This window comes from Sodalis sp. RH19, from assembly GCF_047324215.1.
In the GTDB taxonomy this organism is placed as follows: Bacteria; Pseudomonadota; Gammaproteobacteria; order Enterobacterales; family Enterobacteriaceae; genus Acerihabitans.
Genome location: NZ_CP178734.1, coordinates 2,482,536 through 2,499,419, shown reverse-complemented (window position 1 = coordinate 2,499,419; position 16,884 = coordinate 2,482,536). Strand labels below are relative to the sequence as shown.

The following is a 16,884-nucleotide window of genomic DNA, read 5'->3' as shown; positions in this document are numbered from 1 at the left end:
TGGCTTTTTGACAAGCCGTTTGCTATAGTCGCCCCATGCGCCCCTTTAAACATCCGTCGATAAATGAATTCGCTCTCGAACGCGTGCTTTACGCCTTGAGCGACCCGTTGCGCCTGGACATCGTGCGCCGCCTGGCTCAGTTGGGCGAGGCCAGCTGCGGCGAACTGGACGGCGGCCGCCCCAAATCCAGCGTTTCCCATCATTTCCGCGTGCTGCGCGATGCCGGGCTGGTCTATACCCATAATGTCGGCACCACGCACATCAATACGCTGCGCAGCGATGATATGCAGGACCGCTTCCCCGGCCTGCTGACGACGATCCTGGCGCAGCATTAACCGCCCCCGCTTCGCCAATATCGCCTAATACGCCGCACCACGGCCTGAATTTCCCCTTTTCCGTTTTCGCGGCAAATCTGTGATCGCCATCTTATTGACCAAAAAGCAACTGTGAATAACATCACATTAATCTTTCATTAACATATCTACCATTGGTATTACCACTGGTTAAGGCTGATGAATGACAGATGACGATTAAACGCGGGAACGGGAAACAGGACACCGGCAACGGCTACGATCGGGTCGTCGGATTTCTGCGCGAGCAACTGCTGTCGGGGGAGCTCAAGGCGGGGGACTGCCTGCTGCCGGAGCGTGAGCTTTCCGCCCGGCTCGGCGTAAGCCGGCCGGTGCTGCGCGAGGCCTTGCGCGCCCTGGCGATGATTGGCGCGGTGGAGATCCGCCATGGTATCGGCACGGTGGTGAAAAAACCCAGCGTGTCGATTCTGGGTGAATTTTTCACCTTTGTACTGGCCCATCAGGCGGATGTGATTGACGACGTGATGCAGGCGCGTATTGCCATTGAACGGCAGGCGGTGCGCCTGGCATGCCGCCGGGCCACGCAAGGGGATTACGATCGGCTGGCCGAATGCCTGCGCGCCATCATCGACACTATCCATACCCCGGAAGTCGGCGGCCTGGCGGATTTCCACTTTCATGAAGCTATCGTGCTGGCGTCCGGTCTCGGCGACGCTTATCAGTATTTACCAGTCCATCAGCGCGCTGATGATGCGTTCGCACCTGGACCGGCGTGAACAGATTATCCAGGTGGACGGCATCGAGGAGTTCCTGATCGATCACCACCGGCTTATTTTTGCCGCCATCGTCGGGCGCGACGAAGCGCGCGCCGACGAACTGCTGGCCCGCCATTTCGAGATCGGCGCGGACTTTCGCCGCCGCGCCACCATCCGCATGGCAGGCGCGGCGCCTTTTACCGACTAAACCACGACCGCAGAAGGAAACCCGAATGAATATCGTTATTGGCAGCGATCACGCCGGCTTCCGGCTGAAGCTGGAACTGGCCGACTGGCTGCGTGCCGCCGGCCATGAGGTGGACGACATCGGCAGCCACACGCCCGACCCGGTCGACTTTCCCGATATCGCCCATGCCTTGTGCGCTAAGGTGCGCCAGGACGCCGGGCGCCGAGGCCTCCTGGTGTGCGGCACCGGCGTGGGCGCGGTGATCGCCGCCAACAAAATCAACGGCATCCGCGCCGCCGTGTGCCACGACATCCATTCAGCGCACCAGGGGGTGGAGCACGATGATGTCAATGTGATGTGCATGGGCGCGCAAATCGTCGGATCGTGGCTGGCGCGCGATTTGGTCGACGCGTTTTTGCAGGCCCGGTTTGTCCGTGATGAGGACTTTGTCCGCCGGGTCGACAAACTTAACCGTCTTGAACAGCAGGACTGATCCTGGGGGAGGCAATCACATGAATGAGTTAACACCAAAAGGCAACGTCGGTTTCCTCGGCCTGGGCGTCATGGGACGCGAGATGGCGCGTAACCTCGCCCAGGCCGGCTTTAGCGTGCGCGCCTATGATGTGCTGCCGGCGGCCGTTGCGGCGCTGGCGGCGTATGGGGTACAGCCGGCGCGGGATATGGCGCACGCCACCGCCGACGCCGATATCGTGATCTCCATGCTGCCCGACACGCCGCAGGTGGAAGCCGTGGTGCGCGGCGACGGGGGACTGTTGGCGTGCCCTCCGCGCGGCGGCCTCTACGTGGATATGAGTACTATCGCGCCGGAGGCGACGCGCGCCATGAGCCGGGCGCTGGCGGCGCAGGGCGTGATCATGCTGGACGCGCCGGTATCCGGCGGGCCGGCGGGGGCGAAAAACGCCGCCCTGAGCATTATGGTCGGCGGCGACGCCGCGGGATTCGCCCGCGCCGTACCCTTTCTGCGGGCAATGGGCACCACCATTAACCATGTCGGGCAATCCGGCGCCGGTCAAACGGTGAAACTGTGCAACCAGCTGATATGCGCCATCAATATCCAGGCCATTTGCGAGGCGCTGGCGCTGGGGCGCGCCTATGGCATCGATCTTGGCCAGATGCGCGAGGTGCTGCTGGGGGGGTCGGCGGCGTCCTGGATGCTCGACAAACTGGGCTCGGCCATGATCGGGGGCGATACCTCCGCCGGCTTTCGCATCGATTTGATGATGAAGGATTTGCGTCTGGTGCTGGACGCGGCGCGAGAGCGTCCGGTGCCGCTGCCGGCCACCGCGCTGGTGGCGACGCAATACCAGGACGCGCAGGCCCACGGCGAGGGATCTAACGGCAACCAGGCGCTGTTCAGGGTTTACGACCGGATCACCGGGCGGGAAACGGCGGCGGCGACAAAATAGGTAGCGGGTTATGAAGCTTGATTTCACGGCGATATTCACGCAATGGCAGATGCTGAGGGACGGCGCGCTGCTCACCGCCGAGCTGGCGGTCATCACCACCGTTTTCGGTTTTCTGATAGGCACCTTATGCGCGGTGGCGCGCCGTTCCGAGTGTGCCTGGTGTTCCCGTATCGCGGGGGTGTATATCGAAGCCATTCGCAATACGCCGTTTCTGGTGCAGATCTTCCTGGTGTATTTCGGGCTGTCCAGCCTGGGTTTTTCGTTTACGGCGTTCACCGTCTCGGTGATCGCGCTGACGATAAACGTCGGTGCCTATACGGCGGAGATCATGCGCGCCGGCTTTGAGTCCATCCATCCGGGGCAATGGGAAGCGGCGGAAACGCTGGGGTTATCCACCTGGCAGCAATATTGGCATGTGGCGCTGCGTCCGGCGATAGAACGGGTTTATCCGTCGCTGACCAGCCAGTTTATTCTGTTGATGCTCGCCTCGTCGGTGACGTCGCAGATTTCGACGGAGGAACTGACCGCCACGGCCAATTTTATCCAGTCGGAGACCTACCGGCCGTTTGAAACCTTTTTTGTCGTCGCCGGTATTTACCTGGCCCTGTCGTTCCTGATGCGATTTGCGTTCTGGCTGGTGGGGCTGGCGGCTTTTCCCCGCCGCCGCCGCCTTGGCACCCCGCTTTGAGGAGCGAGACATGAATTCTTCCCTTAATCCCGCGCATATCCAGTTCCTGCTGCAGGGCGCCTTCTGGACCCTGATCCTGTCGCTGATGGCCTTCGGCGGCGGCGGCCTGGTCGGTTTCCTGGTGGCCCTGGGGCGTATCGCGCCGCTGCGCGGCGTGCGTTTTCTGGTGAGCGCCTATGTCCAGCTTATCCAGGGCACGCCGCTGCTTATCATTATGTTTATGATTTATTTCGGCCTGCCGTCGCTGGGGTTCAGTATTTCCCCGTTGTTTGCCGCCGGGGTGTCGCTGACCCTGTACGCCAGCGCTTACCTGGGGGAAATCTGGCGCGGCTGCCTGCAGGCGGTGCCGCGCGCGCAGTGGGAAGCGGCGGAATGCCTGGCGCTGTCCCGCGCCCAGCGCCTGTTCAAGGTGATACTGCCGCAGGCCGTGCGGCTGGCGACGCCGCCCACCGTGGGATTTTCGGTGCAGATCATCAAAAATACCTCCCTGGCGTCGGTGGTGGGTTTTGTCGAGCTGGCGCGGGCCGGGCAGCTTATCAATAACTCGATCTTCGAGCCGTTTATTACCTATCTGATTGTCTCTTTGCTCTATTTTTGCCTGTGTTTTCCGGTGTCGGTATTAAGCCGCAGGCTTGAACGCCGCGCCATGGTTAAAAAAACGGCGCGGCAAAACGCGGCGCTGACCAGAATGGCCTAAGCGTTAAAGGAAATCATTATGTCGATTATCGTGCTTGATAAGGTGCAAAAAAGCTTTGGCGCGGTGCCGGTGCTTAACGATGTGTCTTTTTCCGTGGATCGGGGGCAGGTGGTGGCGTTGATTGGCGCCAGCGGGTCGGGGAAAAGCACCGCGCTGCGCTGTATCGATCGGCTGGAGAAGATTAACGGCGGCAGCATCGAGGTGTGCGGCCATCGCGTCGAGGATCCCCATCTTGACCTGCGTAAGCTGCGTCAGGATGTCGGCATTGTGTTCCAGAGTTATAACCTGTTTCCCCATCTCACCATTGAGCAAAATATCACGCTGGGGCCGATGTCGGTTAAAAAACAATCGAAAGCCGACGCGCGGCGCCTGGCGCATTCGGTGCTGGAGCAGGTGGGTCTGGCTGATAAGGCGGATAGCTATCCGGAGCAGCTTTCCGGCGGACAGCAGCAGCGCGCGGCCATCGCCCGTTCGCTGGCCATGAAGCCGAAGGTGATGCTGTTCGACGAGGTGACCTCCGCGCTCGATCCCAAGCTGACCGGCGAAGTGCTGCGTGTTATCGAACGGTTGGCGGGCAGCGGGATGACCATGATCATGGTGACGCACGAAATGAATTTTGCCCGGCGCATCGCCGACAAAGTGGTGTTTATGCACCAGGGCGCCGTGCATGAAAGCGGCGGCGCCGCCATTTTAAAACAGCCCGCCACCCCGGCGCTGCAGGATTTTATCGCCAACGAGCTGTAGTCGGCGGCGTTGGCCCGTCAGGTAACCCTGGAGAAAACTATGCGATATATGAAACGATTGGCTTTGTTGGGCACCCTGTTTTTGTGGCTGGCGTTTAATCCCGCCGCGGCGGCGACCAACGCCTGGCAGGAGATCAAGGAACGGGGCACGCTGCGGGTGGCGACCGATTTGTCCATTCCCCCTTCCGGGATGCTGGACGCCAGCCTGAAGCCGATAGGGTCGGATGTGGAAACCGCGCAGTTGCTGGCGCAGGATTGGGGGTTGAAACTGCAGTTTATCGAGACCACCGGTCCGACGCGGATCCCCAATCTGCAAACGGGTAAGGCGGATATCGTCATATCAACCCTGTCGGTAACGCCGCAGCGGGCGCAGGTAATCGATTTTACACGCGCTTATGCCGGATTGCGGTCGGTTATCGGCGCGCCCGCGGCGACGAAAATCGGCGGCTGGGACGACCTGAAAGGTAAAGCGATTACCGTGACGCGCGGAACCACCCAGGATACGCAGCTGAGTACGGAAGCGGCAAAACGGGGTTTTACCGTGCAGCGTTATGACGACGACGCGACGCTTGTGACTGCCGCGGTGAGCGGGCAGGCTTTTGCGGTGGCGACGTCGGCCACCTTGGTTAACCAGATAAAAAAACAGAACCCGAAGCTGGCGTTTGAGCCGAAAATGACCCTGCAGGTGTTCGATTTGGCGATCGGGGTGCCGAAAGGGCAGCCGGAGCTGAAAGCCAAACTGGACGAGTGGATTGCCGCCAATCTGAAAAACGGCAAACTGAACGCTATTTATCAAAAATACCATGGCGAGCCGATCCCGCCGGAAATCATTAATCGATAGAATGCCGGACCAGCGACTCGCGCGTGATCTCGGCGATGGCGCGGGCGCCGGTGAGGGTCATGGCCACGCGCATTTCCTTGTCGATAAGCGTGAGCAGGTTGGCCACCCCCTGTTCCCCTGCCGTTGCCAGGGCATAGATATACGCGCGCCCCAGCAGCACGGTGTCGGCGCCCAGCGCAATCATGCGCACCACGTCGAGGCCGTTGCGAATGCCGCTGTCGGCGAGGATAGCGATATCGCCTTTGACCGCGTCGGCGATGGCGGGCAACGCGCGGGTGGAGGAGAGCACGCCGTCGAGCTGGCGTCCGCCGTGGTTGGACACCACGATGCCGTCCGCGCCGAAGCGTACCGCGTCCCGGGCATCCTCCGGGTCAAGTATGCCTTTGATGATCATGGGGCCCTGCCAGAATTCCCGGATCCATTCCAGGTCGCTCCAGGAGATGGACGGATCGAAGTTTTTCGCCAGCCAGCCGATATAGTCTTCCAGGCCGGTGGGTTTGCCCACATACGCGGAGATATTGCCGAGCACGTGGGGACGTCCGCGCACCCCGACATCCCAGGCCCAGGCGGGATGGGTTATCGCCTGCAGATAGCGGCGCAGCGCCGCGTTCGGCCCGCTCATGCCCGAGTGGGCATCGCGGTAGCGGGCGCCGGGAACGGGCATGTCCACCGTGAACACCAGCGTCGAGCAACCCGCGGCCTTGGCGCGCTCCAGCGCGTTGCGCATAAAGCCGCGGTCCTTGAGCACATAGAGCTGGAACCACATCGGCTGTGTTATGGCGGAAGAGACCTCCTCGATGGTGCCGACCGAGACGGTGGACAGCGTAAAGGGGATGCCCTTGCTTGCGGCGGCCCTGGCGGCCTGGACCTCGCCGCGCCGGGCATACATGCCGCAAAGTCCGACCGGGGCGAGGGCGACCGGCATGGCGAGCCGCTGGCCGAACAGCGTCGTCTCCAGGCTCAGCTGCGACATATTCCTGAGCACCCGTTGCCTGAGCGCCACCTGCGCCAGGTCCTCGACATTGCGCCTTAAGGTGTATTCGGCGTAGGCGCCGCCGTCCAGGTAGTGAAACAAAAAGGGCGGCAGCTTACGTTGGGCCGCCGCGCGATAATCGGTTGCAGCTGAAATGATCATGTATCCTGTTCTCGCATCATGTCGGTGTCGGTATCCTGATAAGCCAGGCGGGTAACGCGCGCCTGCCGGGCTTCGTCTTCGTGCAGGGCTTTCAGCGTGGTATGGACGCACTCCAGATGCGTTATCGCCGCGCTGCGCGCGCGTTCGGGGTCGCCGGCCAGTATGGCCTGCAGCAATTCATGGTGTTGTTCGGTTAATTTGGCGAAAATCACCGGCACCGTATACATGCGCCGCCGGCTTTGCATTACCGAGGATTGCAGCAGCTCGAACAAACCGCGCATGGTTTGCAAAAGCACCAGGTTGTGCGAGGCCTCGGCAATGGCCAGGTGAAAACGCACGTCGGCCTGCGCGGCCAGATCGGGATCGTCGCTCTCGCTGACCCGCAGCGTGGCGTCAAAACACACCCGCAGCCGTTCCCTGTCGGTATCGGTGGCGCGCCGCGCCGCGTGCCATGCGGTGCTGGCCTCGATAGCCAGCCGCGCTTCCAGTACGTCATAACGATAATCAGGATCCTCGGCCATCAGCATTTTCAGCGGCAGGACGATGCGCTGCCCGGACCATTGATGAAAATCATCCTGAACGTAGGTGCCGCCGCCGCGACGGCTGACCACCCACCCCTGGCTGCTGAGTTGCTGGATGGCCTCGCGTACCGATGAGCGCGATACGCCAAGCTGGGATGCCAGCTGGCGCTCGGCCGGCAGGCGCATGCCCGCGGCCAGCCCGCGCTCCGCTATCAACTGCTTGAGACGCAGGGCGATATGGTCGGCCACGCGGATATCATCAGGTAAGGTCATGGGATCATCCAAGGCAAAATATACGCCTGCAGGGTAGTGATAGCCCCGACGATACTGCAAAAAATCAGGCTGTGCTTCACCGTAAAGCGAAATAAATCCGGCTCATGGCCCACCAGCCCCGCCGCCGCGCAGGCGATGGCGATGGACTGCGGCGAAATCATTTTGCCGGTGACGCCGCCGGTGGTATTGGCCGCCACCAGCAGCACGTCGGATACGCCGATCTGCTGCGCGGTGGTGGCCTGTAGCGCGGCGAACAAGGCGTTCGAGGCGGTGTCGGACCCGGTAAGGAATACGCCCAGCCAGCCGAGGAACGGCGAGAAAAAGGTAAACGCCCGGCCGGTATGCGCCAGGGCCAGGGCCAGCGTCGCGGACAGGCCGGAATAATTGGAAATAAAGGCAAAGGCCAGCACCATGCCGATGGAGTAGATAGGCAGCGCCAGATCCCGCAGGGTCTCTTTAAATGTCGCCAGCGCCGCGCGCGGCTTCATGCGCAGATAGGCGATCGAGATAAAGGCCGCCACCATAATGGCGGTGCCGGTGGCCGAGAGCCAGTCGAACTTATACACCGCCGGGTACGGCAGGAACGTCGCCACCACCGGCGGCGTTTTTGCCACCAGCTTATCCAGGAAGGGCACGGAAATGCTTACCACCCAGCTTTGCAGCGGGCCGCCGGCGGCAAACAGCGCTTTAAACGGCGGCACGCTCCAGAGGGTTACCGTGGCGGTCAGGAAAATAAACGGCATCCAGGCGCGGACGATTTGCCCGGCCGTATAGGTCACGGCCGGCGCCGGCTGGGCCGGCTGGCCGCCGTCGCTGAACCGGAAGATGTGCGCCGGATGCCAGACGCGCAGGAACAGGGTCAGGCATACCAGCGATACCAGCGAGGCGATAATATCCGGCAGCTCGGGCCCGATGAAATTCGAGCTCAGATACTGGGCCAGGGCGAAGGAGATCCCCGCCACCAGGACCGCGGGCCAGGTTTCCCGGATCCCGCGCCAGCCGTCCATGATCGCCATGATCCAAAACAGCACGATAATGGTCAGGAACGGCAACTGTCTGCCGACCATTTGCCCGATAGTAAAGGGGTCGATATTGGCCACTTGCCCGGCGACGATAATCGGCACGCCCATGGCGCCGAAGGCCACCGGCGCGGTATTGGCGATCAGGCATAAGCCGGCGGCGTACAACGGCTTAAAACCCAGCCCCACCAGCAGCGCGGCGGTAATGGCCACCGGCGCGCCAAATCCGGCGGCCCCCTCCAGGAACGCGCCGAAACAAAAACCGACAATCATCATTTGCAGGCGCTGATCGGGGGTAACCGACAAAATAGAGGAGCGGATGATATCGAACTGGCCGGTCTTGACGGAAATCTTATAGACAAAAACGGCGGCGATGATAATCCATGCAATCGGCCATAAGCCGTAGAAAAAGCCGTAAACCACCGAGGCCAGCGCCCGATCGAGCGGCATGCGGAACAACAGCAGCGCCACCAGCAGGGCCAGGATGGTGGTAATAGTGCCCGCCAGGTAGCCTTTCAGGCGTAATTTAATCAGCGCAAAAAAGAAAAACGCGATGGGAATCACGGCGACCAGGCTCGATAGCCAGATATTGCCGAGCGGGTCGTAATTCTGTGGCCAGATTGGCATGTCATGCTCTCCTGTGACTTGATGTCCGTCGGTGGGTATGCGCCGGGCCGCCCGGGCGCGTCCTGCCCGGCGAATAGGGTTGGCGCAGACAGCAAACTTGGCCTTGGTCATGAAAAAAATGTGAATGAAATGGTCGCCAACGGGCTGACTGTTACACAAAATTGGTCCTACCAAAACATTTAAGCAATTCTCTTGATACATAAAATTAATGAATCGATAACAAATAGCAACGCTTCATGGGCTTTTTTATTGATTTGCCTGCAATAGTCACAATTTTTTTGTTATTGGTCGGACCAAAAGGCGTGGCGTAGTGTTTCGCAGCGGTACATTTGGGCGAGGATAGGCGGGAGACCGTCTTGACGCGGGCCGGTTGCCGCGCGGCGTGCGGGAGAGGCTGCGCGCATGATGCCGGCCGACCTGTTGCGAAGCTGCGCGTAATATCGCCCTATATCCGTTCTTTTTCCACGTAGAATATAAGGCGGTGCGCGCTAGAAATTAATGATAAGGCGCCAGTAGTAAATTAATCGTTGGGCGCGCGCACAGGTCGTGAAAATTAATATCGGGATATAATTGTTTCAGCTCAAGATGGAAGGAGACCAATTGGATGGAGGACAGGCCGCGATGGAAAAAATTATCATTCAGCGACATACCGTCAATATTTATATAATGACCCAAAATATCTATTAATGGATGATTTAAGGCGTCTTTTCCCGGCGCGTTTTTTTGCCCCATCACAATGTGCTCCATTTCTTTGATCTTGGTTTTGGTCATGGTGATCAAGGCTTTTTTATCCAGCTTGCCGCTGATGGAATAAGGCAAATCGTCAATAGGATAAAAATAGCGCGGAATCATATAATGACCCAGCTCATTTTCAAGTTCCTGGCGGATGGCTCCCGTATCAATCCCTTGCCCTGGTTTGTCCATTTTCAGCCAGCCGACGATCACCGATTCATCATCCCCATCGCCTTCCAGGACAACGACAGCCGCCGCCGCGACGCCGGCACATTTCTCCAGGGCGTCCACCACTTCGGCGCAGTCGATACGGTACCCGCTGACCTTATAAAAATCGCCATCCCGGTACAGGTAATTCAGCACGCCTTCCGCATCGATTAAACCGATATCGCCGGTATCATAAAAACGCCCCTCTGTCTGCTCGCCGGGAAGAGCAATGAATTTTTCGGCGGTCAGGGCAGGGTTGTTAAGGTATTCCAACGCCACCCCGGCGCCGCCGATGAAAATATTACCCGGTTCCCCCGCCTTCATCTCGCGCCGCGCGTCATCCAGAATTTTTATCTGCGTATGGTCGATTGGACGACCGATGCGATTATCGCCGGCGCGGGTGATGACATGCGCCGTTGACCAGACGGTGGTTTCCGTCGGCCCGTAGAGGTTGCATAACCAGCGCGCGCGCGCCGACAGCCGGGCGGATAACTGCCGTCCCAAGGGTTCTCCTCCCACCAGGAGCCGGTTGAATCGCCAATCATCCTGCAGATAGGGTAAAAGACATTTGAGCATGGACGGCGTCGACTGGAAAATATCGGGCTGACAGCGCATTAACTGCCACGCAATCTCCTGGACTGAATGCGTTTGCGCATCGTCGAGCAGAAACAATGTCCCGCCGTTGGCCAGCGGCACGGCATACTCCAGGTAGAACATATCAAACGACACCGAGGTTGCCGACAGCCAGCGGGTCTCGCCGCCGGCCTCGAGCAACCGGCTGAAACTGTTGATCAGGTTACTGCACCCCCTATGCGCCACGCTGACCCCTTTCGGCTCGCCCGTGGAGCCGGAGGTATAAATACGATAAGCCGCCGGCGCCGGATTTTCCGCGGGAACGGGTTTTATCTGCGCAACGGCGCTAAAGGTCGCCACATCAGCCCCGTCCGCGCCGCCGATATGACCCGCGCGGCTGTCGTAGGTCAACAGGCAGGACGAGGCCGCCAAAATTTTCATCACGCGGCCTGGCGCGGTGCAAATATCCAGCGGGATGTAGGGTACCCCGAGGTAATGGCAGGCCAGCAAGGATGCCATCAGCTCCACACCTCGCGGCAGGCACAGGAGAATGCCGTCCGTTTTGGCGTCCATTTTATGCGCCAGCTGTTGCGCATAATGGCCGGCCATGTGCTGCAACCGGGCGTAGCTGATGGATTGGTCATTCACCACTAGGGCAATAGCCTGCGGAGTGCGCTTCGCCGCGGCCTCGAAGGCATGAATAAAATGCATGTTTCCAGCGCAAGGGGAATTACTCACCATTCTCGAATCTCCATTTCATAATAACGCAGTTAATATCAACGTGATTAACGTTGTCACACCGATAACGCCGGTTACAACGCTAATCAGCGCTATAATCAGCAATTATAATGTGCAGATTAATAATTATGCTTAATAAAAAATATCGCTGCCTCCTTAAATGCCCGCCTGCCGGATAAGGGCTATGACACCCTGGCTGCGGCAGGCGTTAATCAGTTATTCACTGAAAACTTAAATGTAAAATGCTATTTTCACAACCCGGCAGTGGCGGATCGGCCATAATAAATACAAGCTGCTAAAAAAACGTATTCCTGAAAATTTAACGCTAAAAAAATAAGTTAAATGGCGGAATAAACCAGCATATGGCAATATTTGTGCTTTTTAAAAAAACATATTAATTAATTAGTATTGGTTTTTATCCACTGCCGGGCTGGTAGTGGGCAAGGCAGGCTGATGGGCAACCGGCGGGCTTCCCGCCACGGGGCGCCGGATGCGCGGATCGATGATTATTCGTCGCGGCCAGGGCGCCGTTAAGCGGCGCCACCAGCGCCGGCGCTTATTGGCAGTCGGCTTTATATTCGTATTTATCGGCTTTTTGACGATCGTTTTCAGTAATGGTCACCAGATCGGTCAGCGTCTGTTTCGGCACCGGCTTGCCGGCCAGCAGCGCCAGCGCGGTGGTAATGACCGCTTCGCCTTCCTGTTTGGGGTTCTGCGCAATCAACACGTTGATGGTGCCGTTTTTCAGCGCGCTCACTTCGGCGGTGGCGGCGTCATAGGCCACCACCTTGACTTTTTTCGCCGCGCCCGCCTGGCGCAGGCCGGTTACGGCCCCGATGGCGCCCTGATCGTTGGTGGAAAATACGCCCGCCAGCCGAGGATGGGCGGAGAGGGTGGAGGTGATGATTTCCGCCGCCTTCTGCGGGTCGTCGCTTTGATACTGCGGGCCGAGGTAGGTGATGCCGGGATAGGTTTTGATCTGTTCGGCAAAACCTTTTTCACGCGCGTCCTGGGCGCTTGAGCCCGGCGGCTGGGTAATAACCAGCACTTCGCCTTTGCCGCCGAGCAGCGTATTCATCGCCTCGGCGGCCATTTTACCGCCGCGCTCGTTGTCGGAGATGATTTCCGTCGCCAGGAAACCATTGTCATTGAGCGTCTGGTCGACGGTCAGCACTTTTGCCCCGCGCGCCGCCAGCTGTTTCATCGGCGCCACCAGGGCCTGCGCATCGGTCGGCACAATCGCGGCCACCGCCGGCGCGGTCGCCGTAACGGCGTTCACCACCGGGATCTGGCTGTCGGCGGCAAACTGATCGGGGGCGGAAACCTGCAGGGTAACGCCCATCTGCCGTGCTTTTTCCTGCGCGCCGCACTGTAATGCCTGATAAAAAGGACTCCCCTTCACCCCCAGGACCAGCGCGACGGTATGATCTTGTCCGGCGGCCAGGGCGGGAGGCGCCAGCGCCAGGGTTAAGGTCGATAAAACAGCGAATGCCATGGTGTTACGCATCATGATTTCCCCTTAGGAAGTGATTGAAACCTGAGTTGACTGATAATAAAACCGTGCCTGCGGGCGGAATGGCGAACCGCGTGGTGGCCATGCGCGCACGGCGCATGGCCATGGCGTGCGAAACCCCGGCCCTTCCTATTCGCGACGCAGGTCAGGCAAACGTGCCTGTAGCGTGACCTGCGGTTAACGTCGATCCCGGGCCCGGCGTTTGAGCTGATCAATCCAGACCGCCAGGATCAGTACCATGCCCATCGCCACGGTTTGCCAAAACGGCGGGATGCCGAGGATGACAAAACCGTTTAGCAGGATAATGGGGATAAACACCCCGATAATGGTTCCGGCGACGCTGCCGATGCCGCCGAACAGGCTGGTTCCGCCCAGCACCACGGCGGAGATGGTCGCCAGGTTATCCATGGCGTGGCCGCCGATGGTGGTGGTGGAAAAACGCGCGTTGGACATGATGGCGGCCACGCCCGCCAGCGCGCCGGAAATCATGTAAATGGCGACCAGGCGCGCTTTAACATTGATGCCCGCGCGCCGCAGCGCTTCCAGGTTGGAGCCGACGGCAAAGACATGCAGGCCGAAGCGGGTGAGGTGCAGTACAAAAGCGGCGACGGCCAGCACCGCCACCGCGATCAACACCAGCACCGGAATACCGGCGACGGCGCCGCCGCCGACCACATCCACCAGCTTTTCCGGCATGGCGCGCACATCGATGCCGCCGGAAAATACCTGCGCCAGCCCAAGCGCCATGCCGAAGGTGCCGAGGGTGACAATCAGCGCCGGGATTCTGGCCACGGCCACCAGGAAACCGTTGAGCGCGCCCCACAGCAGCCCGGCCGCCACCGCCACCAGGCTGCCGGCGGCAATCACGCCCCAGCCGGCGTCGGTGGTGCCGAAGGTATTGCCCGCCTGGCCTGAGAGAGACAGCATCGCCTGGGCGGAAACCACCGAGGAAAACACCAGAACCGCGCCCACGGATAAATCAATGCCGGCGGCGATGATGACGTAGGTTTGCCCCACCGACAGCACCAGCAAAATGGCGGCGTTAATGGCGATTTGCGCCAGGTTGTAGGCCGAGCCGAACTGTTCGGGGCGCAGCAGGCCGAACAGCGCGATAAGCGCTATCAGCAGAATAAATATCCAGCCGCCGCCGATCAGCCGCGCCAGCGTATCACGCGCTCCGGCGGGGTGTTCAGCGCCAGGCGCCGGTTTATTTACTAAGGTTTTGTTCATGGCGCCGCCTCCGCGCTGCCGTAGGTGCCGCTGGTCATGGCCGACACCAGATCTTCCACCCGCAGGCCCTTGGTCGGCATCTGCGCCACGCTTTTGCCCAGGCGCAGCACCTCGACCCGGTCGGCGATTTCCAGGACCTGCGGCATATTGTGGCTGATCAAAACCACCGCCAGGCCGGCGTCGCGCACCTGGCGCACCAGTTGCAGTACCCGCTCGGTCTGGACGACGCCGAGCGCGGCGGTCGGTTCGTCCATAAAAATCACCCGTCCGGCCCACATGGCGGCGCGGGCAATGGCCACCGACTGGCGCTGGCCGCCGGACAGCGAGGAAACCGGCACCGACAGCGAGCGCAGATTGACGCCCAGGCGGGCGAACTGTTCCACCGCTTTGCGGCGCATGACGGCGCGGTTGAGCATGCCCAGCCTGCCCAGCGGGCCGCCGCGCAGTTCCTCGCGGCCTAAAAACAGGTTTTCCACCGGCGTCAGCTCCGGGGCCAGGGCCAGATCCTGATAGACCGTGGAGATGCCGCTGTCCTGGGCCGCCCCCGGCGAGGCGAACACCACCTCGCGGCCGTCGATTTTAATCACGCCCTCATCGGGCCGATCGGCGCCGGAGAGAATTTTCGTCAGCGTTGATTTCCCCGCGCCGTTATCGCCGATCAGGGCGCAGATTTCACCGGGATAGACGCGGAAATCCACGTGCTCCAGCGCCCTGACGCCGCCGAAGTGTCGGCTGATGGCCACGGCTTCAAGTACCGGGATGGTCATTTTCGTGTTTCTCCACCGCAAGACCAATGTTATTGGCAAACGCGAACCACTGGTTGTAGGCCGCGCCCGTCAGGCCGGACCAATACTGGAAGGCGGCTTCCGCGTCGGGAAAATTCCACACTTCGACGGTCTCGAAATCATGCTGGCCGCGAATATGGTAGCGGCCCATAAACCGCGCGCCGTCGGTCGCCGCCCGATCGGCAAGCGCTTGCCACCGGGCCCGCTTTTCCTGTTGTTCGGCATCGGTCAGTAAATACCAGCGCGGGCGCGGGCGGGCATAATGGATCCAAATACTCTCTGACATAGGGGCTCCTTAGGCGCCGGCGGGCAACAGCAGGTCGGCCAGCGGGCGAACCTTGCCGGTGACGTGGCGTGAGGTGGTGAATTTAAAATCCGCGGCGTCCTGATGGCCGGTAATGGCCCGGGAGACGCTGTCCAGGCTGTCCGTTTCCCAGATGCCAAGGTGATGCCAGCTATGCGCCCAGTCCAGGCGATGACGGCCGGCGATATTGATATTCAGCGCCAGATCGCCTTTAAACGCGACGTCGCATTCAGCGTCATATTCCGTGCGTTCGGCGGGCGTCGCCTCGCACCAGGCGTCGTTCCATTCCCACAGCGCCATAAACCCCCAGGGGCGCCGGATATCCGCACCGCCGCCGTTCACGGTGGCGAATTCACGCGGACCTAACAGCCACTGGGTGGCGAACAGCCGCGACCAGCCCGCCTGTTCAAGACGTACGGTTCCCGCCAGCGCGGCGTCAAGGGACGGCGCCTCAAAGGCGCCGGCCATATCCCATTCGTGCAGGGCGCCGCTGTCGAGCGCCGTCGCCGGGAGGGTCTGGTCGGCCGGCGTAAACATGGCGCGGAAAGACAACAGCCAGCCTTCGCCGCGCAGCTGATCCAGCAGCGTCATCAGCGCCTGATAATGTTGCCGCTGATACACCGCGTCGCCCGCGTCCGTCTGGCGTTTGGCCAAAAATGCCACCACGCAGCGCGCCGAGGTCGACGGCTGGGAAGAGAATACGTCGGTTTCACCGGTCAGCAGCGTCATTTGCCCTCCCGCACCAGCATCACCGCCTGCATTAACTGCGCCACGCGGCGGGCATCCACCGGTTTCCACCAGGCGCCGTCGTGCTTTAGCCATTGGCCGATAATGGCGCCGTCGGCCGCGCTGAACAGCGCGGGCACCTGGGCCGGCGACAGGCCGGAACCGACGATAACCGGTAAATTGGTGCCGTTGCGCACGTCGTTCACCTCGGTCGGTTCGGTGGGCGATCCGGTGCGGGTGCCGGTGGCGATCAGCACATCGGCGTCGAACCATTCCGCGTCGGTGGCCTGCTCGGCGATGCCGCGGTCGGCGGTAATGGCATGGGCGCCAAACTTGACGTGCACGTCGGCGAAAATGGCGACATCGCGGGCGTCGATCATCGACCGGTAGCGCATCGCTTCCGGCGCGGGACCGTTGATAAAGCCTTCATTGGCCACATAGGCGTTAACCCATTGATTGACCCGTACCCAGCGCGCGCCGACCGCCTTTGCGATGGCCAGCGCGGGAATGGCGCCGTTGGCCACGCAGGTGATGCCGATGGGCGTCGCCACGGCGGCGCGCACTTCCATGCAGGCGGCGGTCAGCGCGGCCACCGTCTCCGGGCCGATATTTTCCGGCCGGCAAAAGGGCAGATCGCTGGCGTTTTCAATAATAATGCCGTCGATGCCGCCCTGCGCCAGGGTTTTGGCGTCGGCGACGGCGGCGGCGAAAATGTCTTTCATTGCCTGCCCGTTATAACGCGGCGCGCCGGGGAGGGCCTGCAAATGTATGACGCCTATTACCGGTTTTTTTACCGGGAACAGCGCGGCAAGCATGTCGGGTTTTTGGGGAAGTACCTGTGGTCCGGCCATC

At 60.7% G+C, this 16,884-nt stretch carries 19 protein-coding genes; 9 read left to right on the top strand and 10 right to left on the bottom strand.

Features of this window, described 5'->3' with window-relative positions; genetic code table 11:
• The first annotated feature begins 35 nt into the window (after positions 1 to 35).
• The 9 genes from ACL2XF_RS11280 to ACL2XF_RS11240 all read left to right on the top strand — a co-directional run bounded on the left by ACL2XF_RS11280 (position 36) and on the right by ACL2XF_RS11240 (position 5,649).
• Complete coding sequence (locus tag ACL2XF_RS11280) at positions 36 to 335, top strand: ArsR/SmtB family transcription factor (RefSeq protein ID WP_410015614.1); 300 nt, start codon at positions 36 to 38, stop codon at positions 333 to 335.
• A gap of 188 nt (positions 336 to 523) precedes the next feature.
• On the top strand, positions 524 to 1,087 hold the full coding sequence (locus tag ACL2XF_RS11275) for a FadR/GntR family transcriptional regulator (RefSeq protein ID WP_413728616.1): 564 nt from the start codon (positions 524 to 526) through the stop codon (positions 1,085 to 1,087).
• Positions 1,059 to 1,274, top strand: a complete 216-nt coding sequence (locus tag ACL2XF_RS11270) for a hypothetical protein (protein WP_413728615.1) — start codon at positions 1,059 to 1,061, stop codon at positions 1,272 to 1,274. Before ACL2XF_RS11275 ends, ACL2XF_RS11270 begins: the two co-directional genes overlap by 29 nt.
• 25 nt (positions 1,275 to 1,299) lie before the next feature.
• Entirely contained in the window at positions 1,300 to 1,746 is a 447-nt protein-coding gene (locus ACL2XF_RS11265; protein WP_410015612.1) for an RpiB/LacA/LacB family sugar-phosphate isomerase, read from the top strand.
• A gap of 19 nt (positions 1,747 to 1,765) precedes the next feature.
• Complete coding sequence (locus ACL2XF_RS11260) at positions 1,766 to 2,680, top strand: NAD(P)-dependent oxidoreductase (protein ID WP_413728614.1); 915 nt, start codon at positions 1,766 to 1,768, stop codon at positions 2,678 to 2,680.
• Positions 2,681 to 2,690: 10 nt separating this feature from the next.
• The gene (locus ACL2XF_RS11255; RefSeq protein ID WP_410015610.1) at positions 2,691 to 3,368 is read left to right on the top strand and encodes an amino acid ABC transporter permease; all 678 of its coding nucleotides are present in this window, start codon (positions 2,691 to 2,693) and stop codon (positions 3,366 to 3,368) included.
• Between the two features lie 10 nt (positions 3,369 to 3,378).
• Positions 3,379 to 4,065 (top strand): amino acid ABC transporter permease, encoded by a 687-nt coding sequence (locus tag ACL2XF_RS11250; protein WP_413722510.1) that lies wholly within the window; start codon positions 3,379 to 3,381, stop codon positions 4,063 to 4,065.
• Positions 4,066 to 4,083: 18 nt separating this feature from the next.
• Positions 4,084 to 4,809: an amino acid ABC transporter ATP-binding protein gene (locus ACL2XF_RS11245; protein ID WP_410015608.1), complete on the top strand. Its 726-nt coding sequence runs from the start codon at positions 4,084 to 4,086 to the stop codon at positions 4,807 to 4,809.
• 39 nt (positions 4,810 to 4,848) lie between these two features.
• Positions 4,849 to 5,649: a transporter substrate-binding domain-containing protein gene (locus ACL2XF_RS11240; protein WP_410015607.1), complete on the top strand. Its 801-nt coding sequence runs from the start codon at positions 4,849 to 4,851 to the stop codon at positions 5,647 to 5,649.
• Here the strand turns inward: ACL2XF_RS11240 and lldD are convergent.
• The 10 genes from lldD to ACL2XF_RS11190 form a co-directional block, all read right to left on the bottom strand.
• Entirely contained in the window at positions 5,639 to 6,784 is a 1,146-nt protein-coding gene (gene lldD / locus ACL2XF_RS11235) for an FMN-dependent L-lactate dehydrogenase LldD (RefSeq protein ID WP_413728613.1), read from the bottom strand. The two genes, ACL2XF_RS11240 and lldD, sit on opposite strands and share 11 nt — an antisense overlap.
• The gene (gene lldR / locus ACL2XF_RS11230; protein WP_410015605.1) at positions 6,781 to 7,578 is read right to left on the bottom strand and encodes a transcriptional regulator LldR; all 798 of its coding nucleotides are present in this window, start codon (positions 7,576 to 7,578) and stop codon (positions 6,781 to 6,783) included. Before lldR ends, lldD begins: the two co-directional genes overlap by 4 nt.
• On the bottom strand, positions 7,575 to 9,224 hold the full coding sequence (gene lldP / locus ACL2XF_RS11225; protein ID WP_410015604.1) for an L-lactate permease: 1,650 nt from the start codon (positions 9,222 to 9,224) through the stop codon (positions 7,575 to 7,577). The genes lldR and lldP overlap by 4 nt, the downstream gene beginning before the upstream one ends.
• A 495-nt stretch (positions 9,225 to 9,719) precedes the next feature.
• Positions 9,720 to 11,447: a non-ribosomal peptide synthetase gene (locus ACL2XF_RS11220; protein ID WP_413728612.1), complete on the bottom strand. Its 1,728-nt coding sequence runs from the start codon at positions 11,445 to 11,447 to the stop codon at positions 9,720 to 9,722.
• A gap of 583 nt (positions 11,448 to 12,030) precedes the next feature.
• Positions 12,031 to 12,984, bottom strand: coding sequence for an ABC transporter substrate-binding protein (locus ACL2XF_RS11215; protein ID WP_410015601.1), 954 nt, complete (start codon positions 12,982 to 12,984; stop codon positions 12,031 to 12,033).
• 180 nt (positions 12,985 to 13,164) lie between these two features.
• The gene (locus ACL2XF_RS11210; RefSeq protein WP_413728611.1) at positions 13,165 to 14,217 is read right to left on the bottom strand and encodes an ABC transporter permease; all 1,053 of its coding nucleotides are present in this window, start codon (positions 14,215 to 14,217) and stop codon (positions 13,165 to 13,167) included.
• Positions 14,214 to 14,984 carry an ATP-binding cassette domain-containing protein gene (locus ACL2XF_RS11205; RefSeq protein ID WP_410015599.1) on the bottom strand — a complete coding sequence of 257 codons (771 nt, stop codon included), beginning with the start codon at positions 14,982 to 14,984 and terminating at the stop codon, positions 14,214 to 14,216. Before ACL2XF_RS11205 ends, ACL2XF_RS11210 begins: the two co-directional genes overlap by 4 nt.
• Complete coding sequence (locus ACL2XF_RS11200) at positions 14,965 to 15,288, bottom strand: hypothetical protein (RefSeq protein ID WP_413728610.1); 324 nt, start codon at positions 15,286 to 15,288, stop codon at positions 14,965 to 14,967. Before ACL2XF_RS11200 ends, ACL2XF_RS11205 begins: the two co-directional genes overlap by 20 nt.
• 9 nt (positions 15,289 to 15,297) lie before the next feature.
• Positions 15,298 to 16,035, bottom strand: coding sequence for a hypothetical protein (locus ACL2XF_RS11195; RefSeq protein WP_413728609.1), 738 nt, complete (start codon positions 16,033 to 16,035; stop codon positions 15,298 to 15,300).
• On the bottom strand, positions 16,032 to 16,883 hold the full coding sequence (locus ACL2XF_RS11190; protein WP_413722516.1) for a BtpA/SgcQ family protein: 852 nt from the start codon (positions 16,881 to 16,883) through the stop codon (positions 16,032 to 16,034). The genes ACL2XF_RS11195 and ACL2XF_RS11190 overlap by 4 nt, the downstream gene beginning before the upstream one ends.
• Between the last annotated feature and the right edge of the window lies 1 nt (position 16,884).